At 49.0% G+C, this 17,991-nt stretch carries 14 protein-coding genes; 1 reads left to right on the top strand and 13 read right to left on the bottom strand.

What is annotated here, in order from left to right:
- Positions 1-3: 3 nt before the first annotated feature.
- Complete coding sequence (locus J4G02_11405; GenBank protein MCE2395183.1) at positions 4-1,035, bottom strand: Gfo/Idh/MocA family oxidoreductase; 1,032 nt, start codon at positions 1,033-1,035, stop codon at positions 4-6.
- Positions 1,036-1,534: 499 nt separating this feature from the next.
- Here J4G02_11405 and J4G02_11400 point away from each other — a divergent pair, with 499 nt between their 5' ends.
- Positions 1,535-2,380 carry a phytanoyl-CoA dioxygenase family protein gene (locus J4G02_11400; protein ID MCE2395182.1) on the top strand — a complete coding sequence of 282 codons (846 nt, stop codon included), beginning with the start codon at positions 1,535-1,537 and terminating at the stop codon, positions 2,378-2,380.
- 39 nt (positions 2,381-2,419) lie between these two features.
- Here the strand turns inward: J4G02_11400 and J4G02_11395 are convergent, their stop codons facing one another.
- The 12 genes from J4G02_11395 to J4G02_11340 all read right to left on the bottom strand — a co-directional run bounded on the left by J4G02_11395 (position 2,420) and on the right by J4G02_11340 (position 17,834).
- Complete coding sequence (locus J4G02_11395; GenBank protein ID MCE2395181.1) at positions 2,420-3,784, bottom strand: YibE/F family protein; 1,365 nt, start codon at positions 3,782-3,784, stop codon at positions 2,420-2,422.
- On the bottom strand, positions 3,769-5,004 hold the full coding sequence (locus J4G02_11390; protein MCE2395180.1) for a YibE/F family protein: 1,236 nt from the start codon (positions 5,002-5,004) through the stop codon (positions 3,769-3,771). Before J4G02_11390 ends, J4G02_11395 begins: the two co-directional genes overlap by 16 nt.
- A gap of 399 nt (positions 5,005-5,403) precedes the next feature.
- Positions 5,404-7,245, bottom strand: a complete 1,842-nt coding sequence (gene uvrC / locus J4G02_11385) for an excinuclease ABC subunit UvrC (GenBank protein ID MCE2395179.1) — start codon at positions 7,243-7,245, stop codon at positions 5,404-5,406.
- 37 nt (positions 7,246-7,282) lie between these two features.
- Entirely contained in the window at positions 7,283-8,422 is a 1,140-nt protein-coding gene (locus J4G02_11380) for a putative DNA binding domain-containing protein (protein ID MCE2395178.1), read from the bottom strand.
- A gap of 209 nt (positions 8,423-8,631) precedes the next feature.
- Positions 8,632-9,582: an Rpn family recombination-promoting nuclease/putative transposase gene (locus J4G02_11375; protein MCE2395177.1), complete on the bottom strand. Its 951-nt coding sequence runs from the start codon at positions 9,580-9,582 to the stop codon at positions 8,632-8,634.
- A 244-nt stretch (positions 9,583-9,826) separates the two neighbouring features.
- On the bottom strand, positions 9,827-10,801 hold the full coding sequence (locus J4G02_11370) for a glycerate dehydrogenase (protein ID MCE2395176.1): 975 nt from the start codon (positions 10,799-10,801) through the stop codon (positions 9,827-9,829).
- A gap of 519 nt (positions 10,802-11,320) precedes the next feature.
- Complete coding sequence (locus J4G02_11365) at positions 11,321-12,544, bottom strand: MFS transporter (GenBank protein MCE2395175.1); 1,224 nt, start codon at positions 12,542-12,544, stop codon at positions 11,321-11,323.
- Between the two features lie 320 nt (positions 12,545-12,864).
- Positions 12,865-13,857: a 2-enoyl thioester reductase domain-containing protein gene (locus tag J4G02_11360; GenBank protein ID MCE2395174.1), complete on the bottom strand. Its 993-nt coding sequence runs from the start codon at positions 13,855-13,857 to the stop codon at positions 12,865-12,867.
- A gap of 89 nt (positions 13,858-13,946) precedes the next feature.
- Entirely contained in the window at positions 13,947-14,621 is a 675-nt protein-coding gene (locus J4G02_11355) for a hypothetical protein (protein ID MCE2395173.1), read from the bottom strand.
- Between the two features lie 46 nt (positions 14,622-14,667).
- Entirely contained in the window at positions 14,668-15,738 is a 1,071-nt protein-coding gene (locus J4G02_11350) for an NADPH:quinone oxidoreductase family protein (GenBank protein ID MCE2395172.1), read from the bottom strand.
- Positions 15,739-16,031: 293 nt separating this feature from the next.
- The gene (locus J4G02_11345) at positions 16,032-16,196 is read right to left on the bottom strand and encodes a hypothetical protein (protein ID MCE2395171.1); all 165 of its coding nucleotides are present in this window, start codon (positions 16,194-16,196) and stop codon (positions 16,032-16,034) included.
- Between the two features lie 18 nt (positions 16,197-16,214).
- On the bottom strand, positions 16,215-17,834 hold the full coding sequence (locus J4G02_11340; GenBank protein ID MCE2395170.1) for a hypothetical protein: 1,620 nt from the start codon (positions 17,832-17,834) through the stop codon (positions 16,215-16,217).
- Positions 17,835-17,991 lie beyond the last annotated feature (157 nt).

Genomic DNA, 17,991 nt, shown 5'->3' with positions numbered 1-17,991 from the left:
TGATTACAGCGGTAGCGATATGGCTTTGCCGCTCGTCATACTGCGCGTAACGGCTTCGGTAAATTCCATATATTTTACGCCATCTTCAAAGTTCGTATGGGTGATGACTTCATTTCCACGGATTGCGCTGACAAACTCTTCTTCTACTCGCCATCCACCTTCCTCTTCAGCAGGGATGGGAATCTCCGTAAGTGCGTCGTCACCGTTCTGTCCACCGTATAGATTGTTATTGGCAAACCGCAAGGTGCCTGTACTGCCAAAGATGTACGCTTCGGGACCATCAACCAAACCTGCGATATTGGAAACCTGTACGTGCAGCTGTGCACCACACGCCATGTCCGCAACGATGTCGATATGCTGTGGAATCCTAATAGGACGCATGATACCGTCATCATCCTTGCGCATTCTGACATAGGTTTTCCCCATCGCCATGATCTCGGTCGCCTCACCGACCCAACGCAACAACGCCTCGTACCAGATTCCCATGCTCATGATATTGAACCCACTCAGGTTAAAGTCATCGCGCCAGTGCATGGGTGCGTCAGGTTCCAAGAACGTGCCACCAGCACGAACTTCAACCGCATAAACATCACCAATATAACCGTCAGCGAGGAGGCGTCTGATAGTGTTGTCCACACGCAGCGAGAACGGTGACGGGACGATCTGCGTGACCAGATGCGTGTTTTCACGGGCGGCGTTGCGCATCGCGTGCGCTTCCTGTGCGTTCATCGCCATTCGTGCTTCACACATCACATGTTTGTTTGCTGCTAACCCGGCCAATGTGACACGACAGTGCATATAGGGCCAAGTGCCGATAACGATCGCATTTGTATCGGACGCCGCGACCAACTCCTGCCAATTTTCGTAGATTGTCGGGATACCGAATTCCTGCGCGACCCTTTCGGAAGATTCCCGGCTACGGTTGCAGACACTGATAACCTCGACGCCGTCAATGGCTTGGAGTTTTGGAATATGGTGTGTTCTTGTGTTTGCGCCAGCGCCGACAACACCTACACGAATTGTATCGTTGCTCATCTGTATGCTCCTTTGTTGTGGAACGGGGCACGCCCGTTTTTCAAAATAAACAAACCTTAATTAATGGATAATCCATCGTCTCATTCTACATCGGATTGAGTGGTGAGTCAACGTCTTTTTTCCGAGGCCTGCCCAAAAAAGGATTTGACAGATGCGGTGCTTTTTAGTATGATGACGACAGGGGCAAAACGTCTATCATTATTAACCTTTGGTGCTAGTTAGCGAGAAAGTCGTTTCCACATTGTTCAAGAGTTTATTGGTTCATTAGTTGGTTGGTTCACTCATTCTTCTTACGTTCTCCCCCTCGGATACACATGTCGCCCCGCTGAGGCTAAATAAAACAACGAACCCATACTTTTCACGTCCCGACCCGTTCCCGATTATTGGGAGAACGGCATTTCAGGTATCACGTTTCAGGTTATCAAGAGCTGCAAACTAGCACCATTGGTTTATTGCTTACACTTCAGTTGCAACTATGTTCGGTATTGGAAGGAGAAAGATGAACGAACGCGAAAAATTCTTATTTGATTTACAGGGTTTTCTTGTGGTGAAAGATGTTCTGACATCAGAGGAAGTTGATGCTCTCAACGCCGCTGTTGACGCGAATCTCGATAAACAGGTTGAAGACGATAACTCAGCTGTGGGTGAGTCCAAAACACTCGCCGGAACGCACAAACGCGGTATGTTTACTGGCATGTTGTCATGGCCCAAGCCGTGGTGCCAACCATTTCGAGATATCATCGTCCATAAGAAGGCAATTCCCTACCTAGACGCAATCCACGGACGAGGCTGGCGGTTGGATCATTCCCCCTTTATCCTGACTTCTGACCCCGGCACCGAAGGCTTGCTTCTTCACGGCGCAACTAATCATCACTTTTTTGGTGCGGCATACTACATCTACACCAACGGACAGATGCGTTGCGGGATGGTGGTGCTCCAGTATCAGCTTGCAGATGTCGAGGAGGGAGACGGAGGACTCTGTGTCGTGCCGGGAAGTCACAAGGCAAATTTCCCCTGCCCGAAGGAGATCAGGGAGTGGGAAGCCAATCAGGAGATTGTCTATAACGTTCCGGCCAAAGCAGGCGACATGATTATCTTTAACGAGGCAACGATTCATGGAACGCTGCCTTGGAAGAACCATGAGCACGAACGCCGTTCGTTGCTCGTTCGATACTCGCCGAAGTACCTACATTATGCCGGTGGTTACTATGATGTAACGTTCCCCGAATGGGCTGATGAGTTGACCGAGGCGCAGCGTGCACTGCTGGAGCCGCCCTACATCTACAATCGCCCCTTGCTCGAAGAGGATGGAGAGACGGTCGTCCGTCCACGCGTTGAGTATTAACCCAACCGTGAGTATCTCACTCGAATGCGCGATACCACGCTAATTTCTGCGTCGATTCCAGACGGCTGAAATTGTAGCGGTCATCGGAATGGTCAGGACGAGTCCGAGTGTGCCGGCGAGCAAGCGCACAATTTCGGAGGACGCAATGCCGACGCTCAAAAGCTCTATTGTAGGGGATTGGAAGAGGTCAAGATTGGGTGTCGCGACTGCCATGATAAACAGGAACTCCACACCCAGATAAGCAAAAACCAATGTATTAACCATGGTCCCAAGGATATCGGTGCCGACGTTCATCCCAGACGTGATTAATCTCCAAGTCGGCATGTTTGGATTTGCTCGGCGAATTTCCTCCATTGAGGAGGCGACCTCAATCGCACCATCAACAGCAACACCGAGCACCCCCATTAACATCCCCGCGAGCAGCACCTGTCGGAAATCGAAAGGCGGTGTGCGAGTGGCTTCTATGATATCCGCCGAGACCGCATTTTCCAAGCCTGAAAAACGGAGGTAGTTTTGGGCGAACATGACAAGCAGCCCAGCGACAAGGATACCTCCCATCGTGCCAAGCACAGCAGAAAAGGTCTTTCGACTAGGACCAATCACGAATACGAGGGATACAAAAGCAATCATGCCGGAGGTCAACGTGACAATCAACACGGCGTTTTCACCACGTGAGATCAGGGGGATCATGAAGAAGTAAAGGATTAAACCTGAACCGATCATCGCACAGGCGGTACGTACCCCCTCGTTCCGTCCCACAATGATAATCACCACTAACATCAACCCAAACATCCAAATTAGAAATCGATCGCGCCCATACTCCTGAACGAGATTGACCAAACTGACCTGATCCGGCGCCCCTCCCATGCGGCATAAGATAATATCTCCCGGTTCGGCGGGGATACTCAGCAGATCGACTTTATGGTTGAGGATGTTCCGCATGATAATCGTTTGTCCTTCGTAGAGCCCCGATAGCATTTCGACTTTCAGGATGTGATGTTCTGTCGTCGCGTCGTAAACGTTGAGTTTGCCTTCCGCCTCGCCAACAGAAAAGGTGACCTCGTTCTTTTCATCCCTGATGAGCCATTTGGTATCCCTCCACCCTTTGATTGAAACAGTGAGGTCTTGTGATAGTGGCACGTTATGGCGCTCAAATTCTCGCCGTAGATTTTCGGAAATCTGCCGACGCTCCAAACTATCTTTCTCTGTTCCGTCCACAGTAAACAGGAGGGGAGCGTTTGATTCAAGGAGGCTAATCACCTTGCCTTTGGCATATTCCGATCTAGTGGTGAGATTACCGTTTGCGTCATGATGCTCGACAATCACCGCTGATGCGCGGTTGATTCGATGGTAGAAGTATTGTGTGCCTACAAGGACAACAATCAGTGCTATCGGCACGGCCAAACGCGCTTTGCTTTTTGGGTCATCAGTGCGAAAAAGCTCTTCAAGTTCCTCCTCTGAGGGCAGGTCTTCATATATTTGGTCAGGACACCGGCGATGACCGCAGCGATTGGAACAGTCAAAACTAACCCGATGGTTCCGACGATTGCTTGTGTGATAGCAACGGCGGCTGTTTCATCATTCGCTAAACGGAGAAATGGGTAGAGGTATCCGACTTCGGGAAACTCAATACGGGGAAGTAGCATGGTGATCATGTACGCGCCCAGATATGCAAAAATTAGGGTATCCGCCATTGTCCCCATGATGTCTCTGCCCACGTTCAATCCGGCACGGATAGCTTGCCGTACGGTGACATTTGGGTTGACCTGCTTGACTTCATAGACAGACGAAGAGATGGACATACCGACATCCATCATGGCACCGACAGCCCCCAGAATCATCCCCGCTGCGAGGATCCCCTTGAAATCCCAACCGTGCGAAACTGGTGTTCGCCAGAGAGCGATACCGAGTTCAAGAAATCCAAATTCCTGCGCCAATCCGGTGAAGAGCATTGCCTTTTGGCTGATTACTGATAGGAAGCCAACAGCGACCAATCCACCGAGGGTGCCTAGCACACCGGGAACCACCTTAAAACTGAACCCAGCAATCAGCACAAAGGTTGAGACGGTCAGTAAAGCTGCGACACACAAGGCAGCGGCAATCGGATTGAAGCCGTTGAGCGTTAAGGGAACTAGGATGTATAAGATACCAAAGGCAGTGACGAACAACGTCAAGATTGCGCGTATACCTTTCATACCAGCGACCATAATGATTAGGATGCCCAACATCCCCGCAAGATAGAGTAGAAAAGGTGTTCGGAAATATTCAAGCATTCGCACGTTGTCACGTATTTCGCTCAGAGTCGTTTTAGCTTGGCGTCTGAGGGGCATCTCAAGGAAGAGCACGTCCTTTTGTCGTATCACCCGATCCCCGAATGCGCGTCCCGTCCAGATGTTGTTTACCTGAACAGTTTCTCCTCGAAATTTCCCGGAAATAATGCGGAAGGTTATAATCTGATCAACATCTTCGCTCGTATCTATTTTTGTCACTCGTCCGAGACAGACCAATGTTTGCAAGGCACCGTGTTGAACAATCTCATTAAATTGGAACAGTTTGATGTGTAACACCAAGACGATGACGAGAACTGCCAGTATTCCGAGGATCTTTACATTTCTTTCACTCATTCAGCTTCCCTTTCCTTCATTACAATATAATGTCTACAACGTAAAAAAAAACAGAAAGTTTATTCATTTTTCTTGATTTACCTCTATATCGTGGTTTCCTGTTCCTATTGTAAGCAGATGTGTATAAAACAATATGTGAAGCGAAACTGCCATGGTGAGTGCGAACAGGTGGCTTTTCACTGTTCCCTCTCCCTGAAAGTGGGAATTGCACTACTCGGTACACTTTGATTGCCCATCTCGGTGCGGCGGCGCAAAGTGCAGCAAATCCAACGTGAACCTTTATCCCTAATTGAGCGGCAATCTTTCCAGCTAAATTAAGGATACACTCGAATAAGCGCAATTTTCATACCTGATAACAGATTGACAGAAGCAAATGTTTGCGATTGGGTGCTTTATGGTTTATTGCGTTGATATGTCTCTCGTTTGATCCTCCCGTTCCCTCAAGTGTTTGTGAATAGTTACTGCGACACCGTGGGTTATCCCTTTCACAGCTAGTAGCTCATCAAGGCTGGCTTGACGTATCTTTTCAATAGCCCCAAAATGTTGAAGCAATGCTTGCTTTCGTTTGGCACCAACGTTCGGAATTTCATCGAGAACTGAATGGCTGAGTGCACGGCTGCGGCGTTTTCGGTGATAAGTGATAGCGAATCTATGCGCTTCGTCGCGCAACCGTTGAATGAGGTGGAGTGTCGGATTGTCGCGCCGAAGCACGATTGGATCAGATCTGCCGGGGAGAAAGATATGCTCGAATCGTTTGGCAAGCCCAATAATCGGTAGGTGGCTCAAATCAAGCGTTTCCAACGCTTCACACGCAGCACTCAATTGCCCCTTGCCTCCATCTATTAATATCAGATCTGGGAAACGATTTTCCTCGATAGCACGACGAAACCGACGGGTGACAACTTCCTGCATCATGGCATAGTCATTTTGCCCTTCAACGGTGCGAATCTTGAAACGTCGATACTCAGATTTTGCGGGTGCCGCATCTTCCATCACCACCATTGAGGCAACAGGAAATCGATCTCCCAGATTGGAAATATCGAACCCTTCGATCCGGGCAGGGGGGTGAGGAAGGTTCAACAACTCCTGTAATTCCATCAAGGCGGGGTTGTCATCGGCTTTGAAAACGACGTTCTGTTCCTTCTGCTCAAGTATGATACTCGCATTCTTCGCTGCCATCTCTACCAACTGGCGTTTACGCCCTCTCTGTGGAAAATACAGCGTTACCTGACTACCGCGCTTCTGGGACAGCCAACGTTGGATGGCTTCTGACATCTCAATGTCATCAGGTAACAAAATGGTTTTCGGAATAAACGACGCATCCTGATAGTATTGCTGGACAAATGCGGTCAGCGTCTCGACACTAGCGTTGGATGAGTTTCTCAGAAAGTAGTGTTCGCGCTCAATTAGCTTTCCATCACGTATCATCAGCACCTGCACACACGCCTCATCGCCCGCCTGCGCCACGCCGATTACATCCTCGTTTTCCGCGGACGGGTTGTCAAGGTTCTGCTTGGCAATGGCATCTTCGACATTCTCAATCTGGTCTCGATATTTCGCGGCACTTTCAAAATCGAGTGCGGCTGCAGCGGCCTGCATCTTTGTCCTCAGATCTTTTAGAACCGTCGCTTTGTCCCCGCTCAAAAATCGGCGGACATTGTCCACAATCTGATTGTATTCCTTAACGCTAGTCAGATCCGCACAGGGGCCGGGACAACGCTGAATGTGATAATCTAAGCACACACGGTGGGGATTTCCTGATGCCTTCAATTCCAAATTACACGTGCGGATAGGGAAGACCTTTGTCAGCTGCTTGATGGTCTGGCGTGTTGCCCGGGTACGTACAAAGGGCCCAAAATATTTCGCACCATCGCTCTCTTTTTGACGGGTAATGTAAAGCCCCGGAAACGGTTCGTTGACTGTCACCTTCAGATACGGATAGCGTTTGTCATCTTTGAGCCTAATATTGTAGCGAGGTTGATGTTCTTTAATTAGGTTGTTTTCAAGGATTAACGCCTCAACATCGCTTGCAGTAAGGATGGTGTCGATATCGTGGACATAACGCAGCATCGGCTTGGTCAAGGCGTGTGGGGTGGCAGCATTTTGAAAGTAGGATCTGACCCGTTGGCGCAGGGAGGTTGCCTTGCCGACGTACAGCACTTTTTCCGCTGCGTCTTTCATCAGATAGACACCGGGACCGGCAGGTAGGTTTGAGAGTTTATCGCTAATCTTTTGGTTCATTTTCTGGCACTTTAATTAGGATCACAAAATTGGTTGCTTAACGGGTATTTGATCGTCTATCAAAAACAACTGTAAATGTTTCAGCAACCTTATCTTCAATGAATTTAGGTTCAGGGAGATCGGCTTTGCGACATTCCTCAATCATTCGGGGAACTCCAGAACCTAAACCGCGATAAGGGATTCCTATCTTCGGGACAAATGAGATCAACACCGGATTCCTCACAATCTGTATTCCGGCTCGGATCGACTCGACCGTCGCCGTATTAGGCAGCTTGCCGGGGCTGATGATTTCGATACAATTATCGAAGATAAAAACGCGGATGCTACTGCTAATCAGGTAGTCACGGTGAACAAGCGCGTTGACGACTGCTTCTTCCAAGGCAATTTCGGGAACTTCCAGAATACCGGGAAAATTAAAATTCTGACCGTTTTGTTGCTTTCGTAGATTACGCTTGAGAAATCCCATTGTCCCCTTGAACTGTTCGGCTAAGGTTGATCCGATGTCCTCGCTGTCCAGATATTCCGTTCCCTCCAAGCGGTTGCCGATAAATGCGACCGCTTTGACCATCAACTGTGGTCGAAGCCCTGCTAACGTCAGATGGGGTGATTTGAGGAGTTTTAGGTTTGATAGGCTGCGCTCGGTGAAAGCGTTAAGCTGATCAATTTCCTGATTGTATTGCTGTTTGTAGAAATCTCTAAATCGCAACAGATCCAATTCATCCCAGCTTGTATGAGCGAGTGGCATCTCGTCGGCATACAATGTGCCCGATGCCTGCATCAACCGTCGGAGTTCTTCCCGCGTTGCCCGGCGTTTATCAGCCCCCACTTTCACCCAAAACGCCGTTTTATTGACGGCATAAGGCTTGTCGGTGCCCAAGGGAACGTTGATAACAACAACCAATTTATCATCGATGCCCAGATTTTCCGTCGTTACGCTTACAGGGGGCTCGATCTTTTGAGAGCAGGCGTTTGAAATCCATTGGTTGAGTTGGCGAATGTTTGCAACGCCGCAAACCTCTCCCGAATCTGACACACCAACGATAAGCAGCCCACCCTCGGAATTAAGCATCGCCGCAATCTCTGTAGCTAACGCATCAATGCTGTTGAATTGGCGTTTGAGCTGTGTTTTGGAGTCTTCGCCCCGGCTGATGATTTCGTGGAGTTCAGAAGGCGTCATCGTAATACCCCTATCCTATTCGCATAACGTAGATTGACCTAGGGTGTTTGGGTAAGTTATACACTGCTAAACACATTGCGCTCCGCCCCGATCCCGATTTCATCAAGGATGCTCGAAACGGCATAAATCGGGATTTAAAATTGTGGCTAAATGCGCCCATAAATACCTGAAAGTTCAAGCTGGAAGCTGTATCTGATTTAACACTGTTTTCAATTCTTCACTGAGGAAAGTCCATCTTTCAACTGTAAGAGTTGCGTTTCTGAAAGGTTTGTGATCTCAGAAATGAGTGTTATCTCCATTCCCTTGGCAAGCATCGCCTTTGCGGTTTCAATTCTGCCTCTCTGCTCACCCTCACGCAGCCCTTCCTGTTTGCCTTCCTGCCTGCCTTCACGCAAACCGTTTTGAAAAAATCGCTGCCTGTCTCTCTCTAATGCTGTCACTAACATCGTCTTCACCTCCTCTTCGTTTCGGTAAATGTACTCTAGTGCCTGATAATCTGCGGGTTCAATCCGTCCGTGGACAGCCAACTGCTTAAACCAGTTTAAGAACAGACTGACAGCCTGTTTGTCCTCCGCCGACGAATACAGATTTAGCAGCTCTACCTCTAGCATCTCTACATCGTAATGGGATTCTGCCAGAAACAACATTGATACGATGTTCCGGATGTTTAACAACGCCTCCTGACTGTATTGGTTCTCAGCAATCAGGAAATACTCAAAATCTAATGCAAATCTACCCAGCGGTGGGTTCTGCTCAATTAACGCCGAAAGATTCACCGGTGCTGTCCAAGGCGCGCTTCCATTGTATAACACGATTGGAAAGACCGCCGGTAGTTTTTTGACACCCCTATTATTGACGAGAAAATCCATGTAAAAGTTGGTAATGTAGTTCAGAACGCGTAACGCCATAAACGGATCTACAGTAGATTGAAACTCAATCAGGATGTAAATATAGACCTCACGGTCATGAAACTGGACTTTGTAGATTAAATCGCTCTCGGTTTCTTTGTAGTGTTCGGAGATAAAGGATTTATCAAGGGATTCACAGTTGTCGAAATTGAGGGAATGGACCCATTCTTGGTTAACAAAGGTTTCAAGAAGTTGTCGAAAGATGGTTCGATTTGAGAATAGCTTCTTATATCCGCTGTCGTGAATGTTCATCCTTAGCACCTTTTGAGCCAATGGGTTATACAGAACGGGCCTTGTGGAATTACGGTAGATTTTAGAATTAATGGAGGGGTGCTCATAAATAGCCTTAGTTGCGAGTCGTTGAAAATTTATTGATTGGACGGTATCGTTGATTTATTCGGTAATACGTCTGGTGTATCCTCGGCATAATCTGTGCCATCAGTTTAATCCGCAATTCAGATAACAATTATGACCACCCGTCATTACGTTTTACGGATTACGGCACTACGTTTTGCGGTTTGCCCTCCAAGAAGGCGATAACGTTATCAACAACGCCTTCGTTGAGCAAATCAACACCCTCTGGCGTCATGTCCGCACAATGGGGCGAAAGGATAACCTGTTCGCAGTCGAGGAGTGGATGGTCGGCCGGCGGTGGTTCCTCATCGTAGACATCGATTGCGGCACCGCCGAGATGCCCGGAATTCAGCACCTCAATGAGCGCGTTCGTATTTACGATATCGCCGCGTGCGACATTAATCAGCAGAGCGTTGGACTTCATCAGTTCGAGTTCCCGTTTTCCAATCATTTCGCGGCTATCATCGGTTAGCTTGACATGGAGACTGACAACATCTGCCTTTTGCAATAGCTCATCCAATTCGACGTACTGGACTCCCAGTTGCGCCGCCCGTTTGGGTGAAGGGTTGAAAGTCCAGGCGATCACGTTCATCCCGACAGCTCGACCGAGCCTTGCCATCTCCGCTCCGATGTGTCCTGTACCGATAATCCCGAGCGTTTTGCCCTGCAAGTAGATGTTGTCCATTCGGGGCCAACCACCGTCTTTCACTGCTGCTGTCATGAACGCGGCGCGTTTGGCTGCAGCGAACATCAATCCAAACCCGTGTTCAGCGACAACGGGAGCTGTCCGACCGGGTTGATTGCAGATAACAATGCCGAGTTCCCTTGCTGTGTCCAAATCAAGCATGTCTGTGCCGATTGAGCACGTTGCAATCATGCGTAGTTTCGGGACTTGGTGCAAGGCTTCGGCGTACCATGTTACGATGCCACGCGTGTTCATGATAATATCTGCGTCTTTTGTGCGGTCAATCTGTTCCTCAAGTGACTCTGGACGATCTGTGTACAAAGTGACATCGCCGTAGGGCTCGAGTCGCTCTAGATGTGGGGAACCTTGTATCTGCGGTGGATTGTCGCCGGGAACAACAATTTTGGCTCGGTCTAAGCTCTCTGTCGGCATATAGCTTTCTCCCTTCGTGTTGAAAATATTGTGCCGTTTATGTTTGAACCATATTATAGTGGACCTTAGAATTAATGAGACACTCCAAACCGGTGCGGTTACAAACCGCACCTACCGGGGGGCGAAAGTGTCTATTTATTTTTAGAATTCACCATAATTTACATTGCGCTCCTCTGGAGCGCAGGTATTGGACATCTCGCCGCGCTATAGACATCTCGCTCCTCTGGAGCGAAAGGCAAACATCTTCAGTTTTAACCGACAACCGATGAATTTTCAATATCTATAGGACTCACGCAGTTGAACGCTCAAAATCCTGTAGTTCGGGGATTAAGAAACGGGCAACTACAGCAGGGGCACCATCAAGGATTCCGCAGTGAACAACGATCGTTGTTCACTACTGAAGTGCGTAACTCCTAATCTAGCAACTTGGGTTATTCTAGTAGGTCGAGATTCAGATCTTGACGCTAGAATGGTGATTTTGGAAAATCGACTTACTAGAAAAAAAGGGGTTCGGCTCGTTTATTCGTCTGTTTCTTGTTCGTGCTTTTGCAGCTGCCCCGCCAAACGGACGGGATCAGCAATAAAGAGGCCAAGAATTCCTAGCAGAAGCGGAATGGCCGCCGAAATCATTAACGCAAGATTATAACTTCCCAACAAGTCTCGACCAATTCCCAAGGGCATCGGTCCCAGCGCAGAGCCGATAATCGTAACCATTGAGGTGAACCCCGTTATACTCCCTAGGTGATGCCGTCCGAAGTACATCGCCCAGATCACGCTGCCCAAGATACGAATGAGCCCGCTGGAAATTCCGAGGACAACGCCAAACACCAATGCAAGGGTAATGTCGGAAAGCGAGCATGCCATCAATAGTGACAGCGCCTGGAAGAACAAACCAGTGGCCAGCAATATACGCACCGGGACTCGGTCTACGAGAAGACCGCTGCCCCAATTAACGACCGCAGTGGTCACAGCGATAGGCACAAAAACTGCTGCGGCGAGATTGCGTGTCAATCCATTATCGGTAAAGATGCTGACCATATGGAAAAATAGACCAGTGGATAGCATACTGATCGCAGAAAGACTTGCCACCAAAATCCAGAAGACGGATGTGCGCATCGCCTCTCCTAGCGTCCAGTTCACCTCCGTTAATCTCGTGGTCACCTGTTTTCTTTTGCGAAACCTGAATGTACTTGATTCCCCTCCATCTGGTTGGAGTCCATAATCCTCTGGATGGTTACGAAAAAATATAAACGCCACGGGCGCTATCACAAACGTGAGTATTATCCCAAGGAGTATATAAGTAGACCTCCAACCATAGGTAGGAATTAACCAGTTGACAAGGTTTGGAAAACCTCCCAAACTAATAAGGGAGCCTGCCATACCGGAAATCCCCATCACCATGCCCCGCCGGCGCACCCACCACTGATTAATGATATTCGTGCAGACCAATCCCAAACTTCCTTGACCGAGCATGCGGAGTGCGATGAAGCCTAAACCGAGCATGAAGGCATTCTGCACGTAGCCCATGTAGACGCAAGCAAATCCGAAAAGCGCGGTAATCAGCACCACTATCAACCGGGCACCATGCCGATCGATTTGGTATCCCACAATCGGCAAGACGAAACTTCCCACAAGTGTGCCCAGTGTGTAGAGCGTACTGACAAGCGACCGGCTAATCCCTAGGTCTGTGATGAAGGACTCAATAAAGATCGATACTACATAGGTCTGACCGGGACTGCTCATAATCATTCCTAGTGTCCCGATCAACATAATAATCCAGCCGTAGAAAATCGGCGATCTACTAACAAGGCGACTATGCGATACTTCCATTTCTTACGGCACAATCCTCCCACAGGTTAAGGAGATAATCTACCCGAGGTACTCAACCCTTCGGACAGTTTTTATATTACAGGACTTACGCAAGTTTAGCACACGGTGCGAGATTCTTTTATTTTTAACCCCCTAAATCCCCCTTATCAGGGGGACTTATGAACCAACTGTGTAAGTCCCATACAATAATAGCACAAAGGCAAATACAACAACTTCATTTCACGTATCACGTCTCAATTCATCACGAATAGGATTTTTCCTTTCCGAGCGCTCTGACACGCATGGGCTAGAGCCGCCTTGACATCGGTGAGTGGATATGTTTGCTCAACTGGTACTGTCAATTTCCCTGACGTTATGAGAGGGATTAATTGATTGAACATATCATGAATGTCCCTAGTATCAGCGTGTTTATACCAAGCATTAATCCAAAAGCCGCGGAAACAGAGGTCTTTGAAGATTAACAGGCTATTGCTCATCTGTAGTGGCTGGAGTCCCATCGCACCGTAGGTGACCAATGTGCCGCGATCGCTGAGTGATTTGGCTATCTCCCGTGCATTCTCCCCACCGACAGCATTCAATCCAAGTGGTACATCAGCGTTGCCTGTCAAGTCCCGAATTTGTTTTGACAGTGGAATCTCATCGGTGACGACGATATCGGCGCCTTCCGCTTCAAGTTCGGGGATCAGATCCTCCCGGCGCACGACATTAATGGTTCTCAAGCCGCGTAAACGTGCGATCTGGATCACAGCCCGTCCGACCCCAGAGTTGGCGGCGTTCTGAATCACCCAATCACCGGGTTTGAGGTCAGCGAACCCTTCAAGCATCCGCCAAGCGGTTGGCGGATTGACTGATAGCATCGCTGCTTGCTTGAGAGGGATATCATCTGGCAGGGGAATCAGGCTTTTCGCGTCTGATACATACGCATCGCACCAGTGGCCCACTCGATCTAGTGAGATAACGGGTTGACCGACGCGCAGATTGGCGACCGCGCTGCCTGTTTCTGCAATGATACCAACGCCTTCGTTTCCCGCAATCGCAGGTAGCGGGGAGCGAATTGGATACTTCCCCTCAAGCCTGTTGATGTCGGCGGGATTAATCGGTGAAGCTTTCATCTCAACTAGAACTTGGTTGGGAGCGATGGCGGGGGTGTCCCACGATTCGACTTGGGCTACTTCTTCGGGAATGCCGTGCTCGTGATGGCAAACAACTGTTACTGTTTTTTTCATTTGAGCCTCTTTCTACGCAATGTCTATGAATGATGTTCGTCAGGCAAGCCTAACTTTATAACGCTTGAGCAGCTCTTAAGAAATGATGTCTAGGGACCTATAGCACTGTCGGTGACGCTCGGATGGAAGGACAAAAAAATCCCATATAACGTCCCCCTATCTGCTTTAAGGGGATAGATGATGCTCCCGAGCAAACTCATAGTTGGCGATAGGTCAACCTCTAAGCCGATCTGTCCTGAAAATGCGCCGCCACGTGACGTTTCCTCCCCCAATGTCCACCAACTCATGTCATAAAAAGCGAGTGCGTACGGTGCAACGGACAGCACCGAATCTCCGACAATTTTATGGAAGAATCCGAATCCAATGGAAAACCCTAGCGTACTGTTCTCGGCACCTGTTCTCTCCTCCGCAAAACTTCCGAAGAAACTCGCACTCGCCAAACACTCCCAATCGCTTCTGATCAGCGGTTGGATCGAACTAAGCCCTGAATAAAAGAACGAAATTGGTGACTGCGTGGTTGAGCGCTCGTCATCAAAATGGAGTTGTCCCGCCTTCAGAAATCCTTCAATACCGGGTAGCAAGCCGTATTCAAGGTCGCCAACCGCCGCGACCCGTTCGTTAACATACTCTGCCCCTGCCGCGATGCTTGCCTGCCCCATCTTTAATTGATGGAGGTTGAAAGGGTGTTCGTAGAGCTGGGCTCGCGCCTTCACTATACCGGTTATCAACAGCAGAATCGTAACAGTTGCTGCCACTTTTTTCATATCTATCGGCTACCTGAACGTGTCCCTCGCAGCCTACCGGAAACCCTCACGGCGTTAGCACTACTTTCCCAATCGAACCCCGTTCCTCGATCAGACGGTGTGCCTCAGATGCGTCTGCGAATCGGTATACATGCCGCACCACCGGTCTGAGTTTACCCTCCTGGGCTAGGGTAATCAGTTCCTCCATAATCTCCGGAGCGCGAGACTGTGTATTGCTCACACCGCCCCATCCAATCAGCTTTAGGTTCTTCATCCAGAATGGCCAGAAATCGACTTGCCCCATCCCCGTGAAAGAGTTTGAGCCAAAACTCACCATTCGCCCGGCTTCTGCCATACAATCGAGGTTTCGTGTGAAGACCTCACCGCCGATTGATTCCCACACGACATCAACACCACGCCCATCAGTGGCTTCTAACGCCATTGCCACGAAATCATCCGTTCGGTAGTTAATCACCACATCGGCACCAAGTTCTCGCACCAATTGAAGTTTCGCTTCACTGCCCGCCGTTGCGATTACCTGTGCACCAAAGTATTTGGCGAGTTGGACAGCAAGGACGCCCGTGCCGCCGGCAGCAGCGTGAATGAGGACAGTTTCTCGCGCCTGTAAGCCGGCAGCGACTTTCAATGTATGATACGCAACCGGAGCGTAGTCAAAGGCGGCTGCCTGCTCTGGTGTGAATGCGGAAGGATAAGCTGTCGGGTTGGGTCTTCCGTCCGGGCGAGGTTGTAAACCTTTTGCATCAACCACACCGTATTCGACGTATGACCCCGGTCGCAGCCCACCGACTAGATGGCGTGTACCAATTTCGATGCCTTCGGTATTGGGACCAAGTGCCACCACTTCCACACACGCCATGCCACCGGGAATATGTGGCGGATCTTTGATGCCGTAGTGTGATTCTTGCGAGGACCCGATGCGACCACTACCACCGTGTCGGATATGGAGTTGGATGTAATCAATGGCGACAGCAAGCACCTTGACGAGCACTTCGCCTTTTGCCGGCTCAGGCGTGGGCATATCTTCGTAGCGCAGCACCTCGGGTCCGCCAAATTCTCGGTACACACTGGCTTTCATCGTTGAGGGAACTTGGATTTGAGGAAGATTTTTATGGTGCATAGCTGATGTCACCTCTGTACAGGACTTACGCAAATTTAACACGCAGCACGAGATTTTTTATTTTTAACCCCCTAAATCCCCCTTATCAGGGGGACTTATAAACCAACTGCGTAAGTCCTATTATTGTCTGAATCATCGAAACTTTCAATCGTCCATGCGTTTCAGTGTAACACCAAGTTGACTCAAAATCAAGGGTTAGTTGGCGCTATGAGTATTGTGTAAATCACGTATGCCCTGTATAGCGCGTCAAATGTGAAGCGTTCTAGAAATCTTTCCGCAAGCCTTTACAATCATCAAGAAAATATGCCCTTGGGTGGTTCATTCCACGCTCTGCGACGCTCACTTCTGAACTTCTCCCGTGCTCCTTCGATGTCTATCGCTGGGAATTCCGATTCGATTAGCAAAAACGTCTCTTCAATGAGGTGTTGCAATTCATCAACCGCCCTGACTGGGGTCAATCGGAACATCCTCTTGAATCAGGAACCGAAATTCGGAGGCGCGATCTCTAATGCTTCAATGAGCGGGTTGAGTCGGTTGCCGTATTTGGGCACGTACACCCGATTGAGACTCATCAAGATCTTCAACATTTCCTGAGTCTGATAGGTAAACAACCCACGAAAAAATAGGGATCCATCGCGATGGGCGTAAATCTCCACACGATTGCTCCATGCCCACTTAAAGTCAGAAAGAATCTGGTTCACAGTTGACTGTATCAACTCATCGGGATATAAAGCGGATTTCTTTTGCCATTGCTGGATCAGATTTTCATTATGCAAAGGAATCCCGTGCACTAGTGTTGCTATCACCGCCTGTTTGCTCATGCTTGGGTCAAATTGGTTAAGAACTGATGTCAATATACTCGTTATCTGTCCAATTGTTACATGTTGGACATCAACGTTCACACCAGAAACGCTGTAATTGTCTCTTCCACCTTCCTGCTTAGGGGCGAATGGTTCGATGGAGTTCAGCGTCCCACGGACAGCCTGGATTGCCTGTCCTCTCTCTGTTTCGGAAGGAGCATCTGCCCAAAAAACTGTGAACTCAAGATCGCCGTAGTCGCCGCTGGCATACTGCCGAGAGGTAAGTCCACTGATACGCCGCTGAGAAGCGAGTCCACTGAGCATCATTGCCTTGACATTAGGATTGGAAACATAGGCTTGTTTAACCTTTTGTAGCAATTCGTGCTGCCAACTTTCTAAATTTGTCAGGTCTACCTTAGATCGAATGACCCATTTGGGGGTTCTCTTAAACGCTTTCTGCCGCCGTGATTCAACGCCGATTCCTGGTAAATGTAGCTTCACTAAATCGAATGTCTCTTCAATCAGTTGGCGGAGTTGTTGGGCTGCAACTTGGGATGGCTGTCCAAATATTTGTTTCGCCCGGTGTATAAGATTCGACGGAGAAATTTTCAACTGCTCGATCGACCAGTCAGTCCATTTGATTTCCAGCAGGTAGACACGATTAAGTACAGCAAGCACCGAGATTACTGTTGTCAAGCGGTCGCTAAATTGCTCCTGTACAAGGATCATCTCCTCTTCCTTAGCAAATTGCTCGCAAAGCCACCATTGCTCAAACCGCAGTAAAGTATGGACAATCTTTTGTGCAAGCTCGGTTGGATATATCGCAACTTTCCTACGCCACTGTTCAGCCAATGACTGACCGTATAACGGAATTGAATGAGATAGGACTTCAGCGAGTCGGTTGTCATGGGGTTGACAATGATCAAACATCTCTACCAAGTACTGTTCCACTGCTGCAATCGTCTTGTGCTTGATATCGACATTGAAGCCACTATCTTTGTCTCCGCCGACGTAGATGTCCTCATCAGCTTCTTCTTCACCCGGCTGGCGGGGGTCAAATTCATAGGGGCTCATTTGCTCTCTATAAACGGCACCAACCCGTTCTGCCAACGTCTTGCGCTCTGCTTCAGAAGGTGGTTCAGTCCAGAAAACGCCGATTTCAACATCCGAATAGCAGTCGGCAATTCCGCGGCCTACCGAACCACCGACAATCACTACTTTAACCTTCGGATGGTTTGCGTAGACTGGCATGATTCTCTGTGCCAGAGCGATTCGCCACTCACTTGCTTTTGTCATCACATCCTCAGGTTGCATTCCAACCCCTCAGGTTTCTATGAGTCCAAAATGTGCGTCCTGCTGCTGTCTTAGCGACCATAGCAGCGAATCTGCTGGCGGGTCAATCATCTCTTGGGTGATCACTGTTTCCGCAGCTACATCTTTGGATAAACGATTG

Source organism: Candidatus Poribacteria bacterium, assembly GCA_021295755.1.
Taxonomy (GTDB): domain Bacteria; phylum Poribacteria; class WGA-4E; order WGA-4E; family PCPOR2b; genus PCPOR2b.
This window is presented reverse-complemented; position numbering and strand designations above follow the sequence as displayed.

What these genes read in the sequence shown, in the direction of transcription:
- J4G02_11400 (MCE2395182.1), top strand. Translation starts at nt 1,535, where the DNA reads ATGAACGAACGCGAAAAATTCTTATTTGATTTACAGGGTTTTCTTGTG.
- J4G02_11340 (MCE2395170.1), bottom strand. Translation starts at nt 17,834, where the DNA reads ATGACAAAAGCAAGTGAGTGGCGAATCGCTCTGGCACAGAGAATCATG.
- J4G02_11375 (MCE2395177.1), bottom strand. Translation starts at nt 9,582, where the DNA reads ATGAACATTCACGACAGCGGATATAAGAAGCTATTCTCAAATCGAACC.
- J4G02_11360 (MCE2395174.1), bottom strand. Translation starts at nt 13,857, where the DNA reads ATGAAAAAAACAGTAACAGTTGTTTGCCATCACGAGCACGGCATTCCC.
- J4G02_11405 (MCE2395183.1), bottom strand. Translation starts at nt 1,035, where the DNA reads ATGAGCAACGATACAATTCGTGTAGGTGTTGTCGGCGCTGGCGCAAAC.
- J4G02_11370 (MCE2395176.1), bottom strand. Translation starts at nt 10,801, where the DNA reads ATGCCGACAGAGAGCTTAGACCGAGCCAAAATTGTTGTTCCCGGCGAC.
- J4G02_11350 (MCE2395172.1), bottom strand. Translation starts at nt 15,738, where the DNA reads ATGCACCATAAAAATCTTCCTCAAATCCAAGTTCCCTCAACGATGAAA.
- J4G02_11355 (MCE2395173.1), bottom strand. Translation starts at nt 14,621, where the DNA reads ATGAAAAAAGTGGCAGCAACTGTTACGATTCTGCTGTTGATAACCGGT.
- J4G02_11380 (MCE2395178.1), bottom strand. Translation starts at nt 8,422, where the DNA reads ATGACGCCTTCTGAACTCCACGAAATCATCAGCCGGGGCGAAGACTCC.
- J4G02_11365 (MCE2395175.1), bottom strand. Translation starts at nt 12,544, where the DNA reads ATGAGCAGTCCCGGTCAGACCTATGTAGTATCGATCTTTATTGAGTCC.
- uvrC (MCE2395179.1), bottom strand. Translation starts at nt 7,245, where the DNA reads ATGAACCAAAAGATTAGCGATAAACTCTCAAACCTACCTGCCGGTCCC.
- J4G02_11390 (MCE2395180.1), bottom strand. Translation starts at nt 5,004, where the DNA reads ATGAGTGAAAGAAATGTAAAGATCCTCGGAATACTGGCAGTTCTCGTC.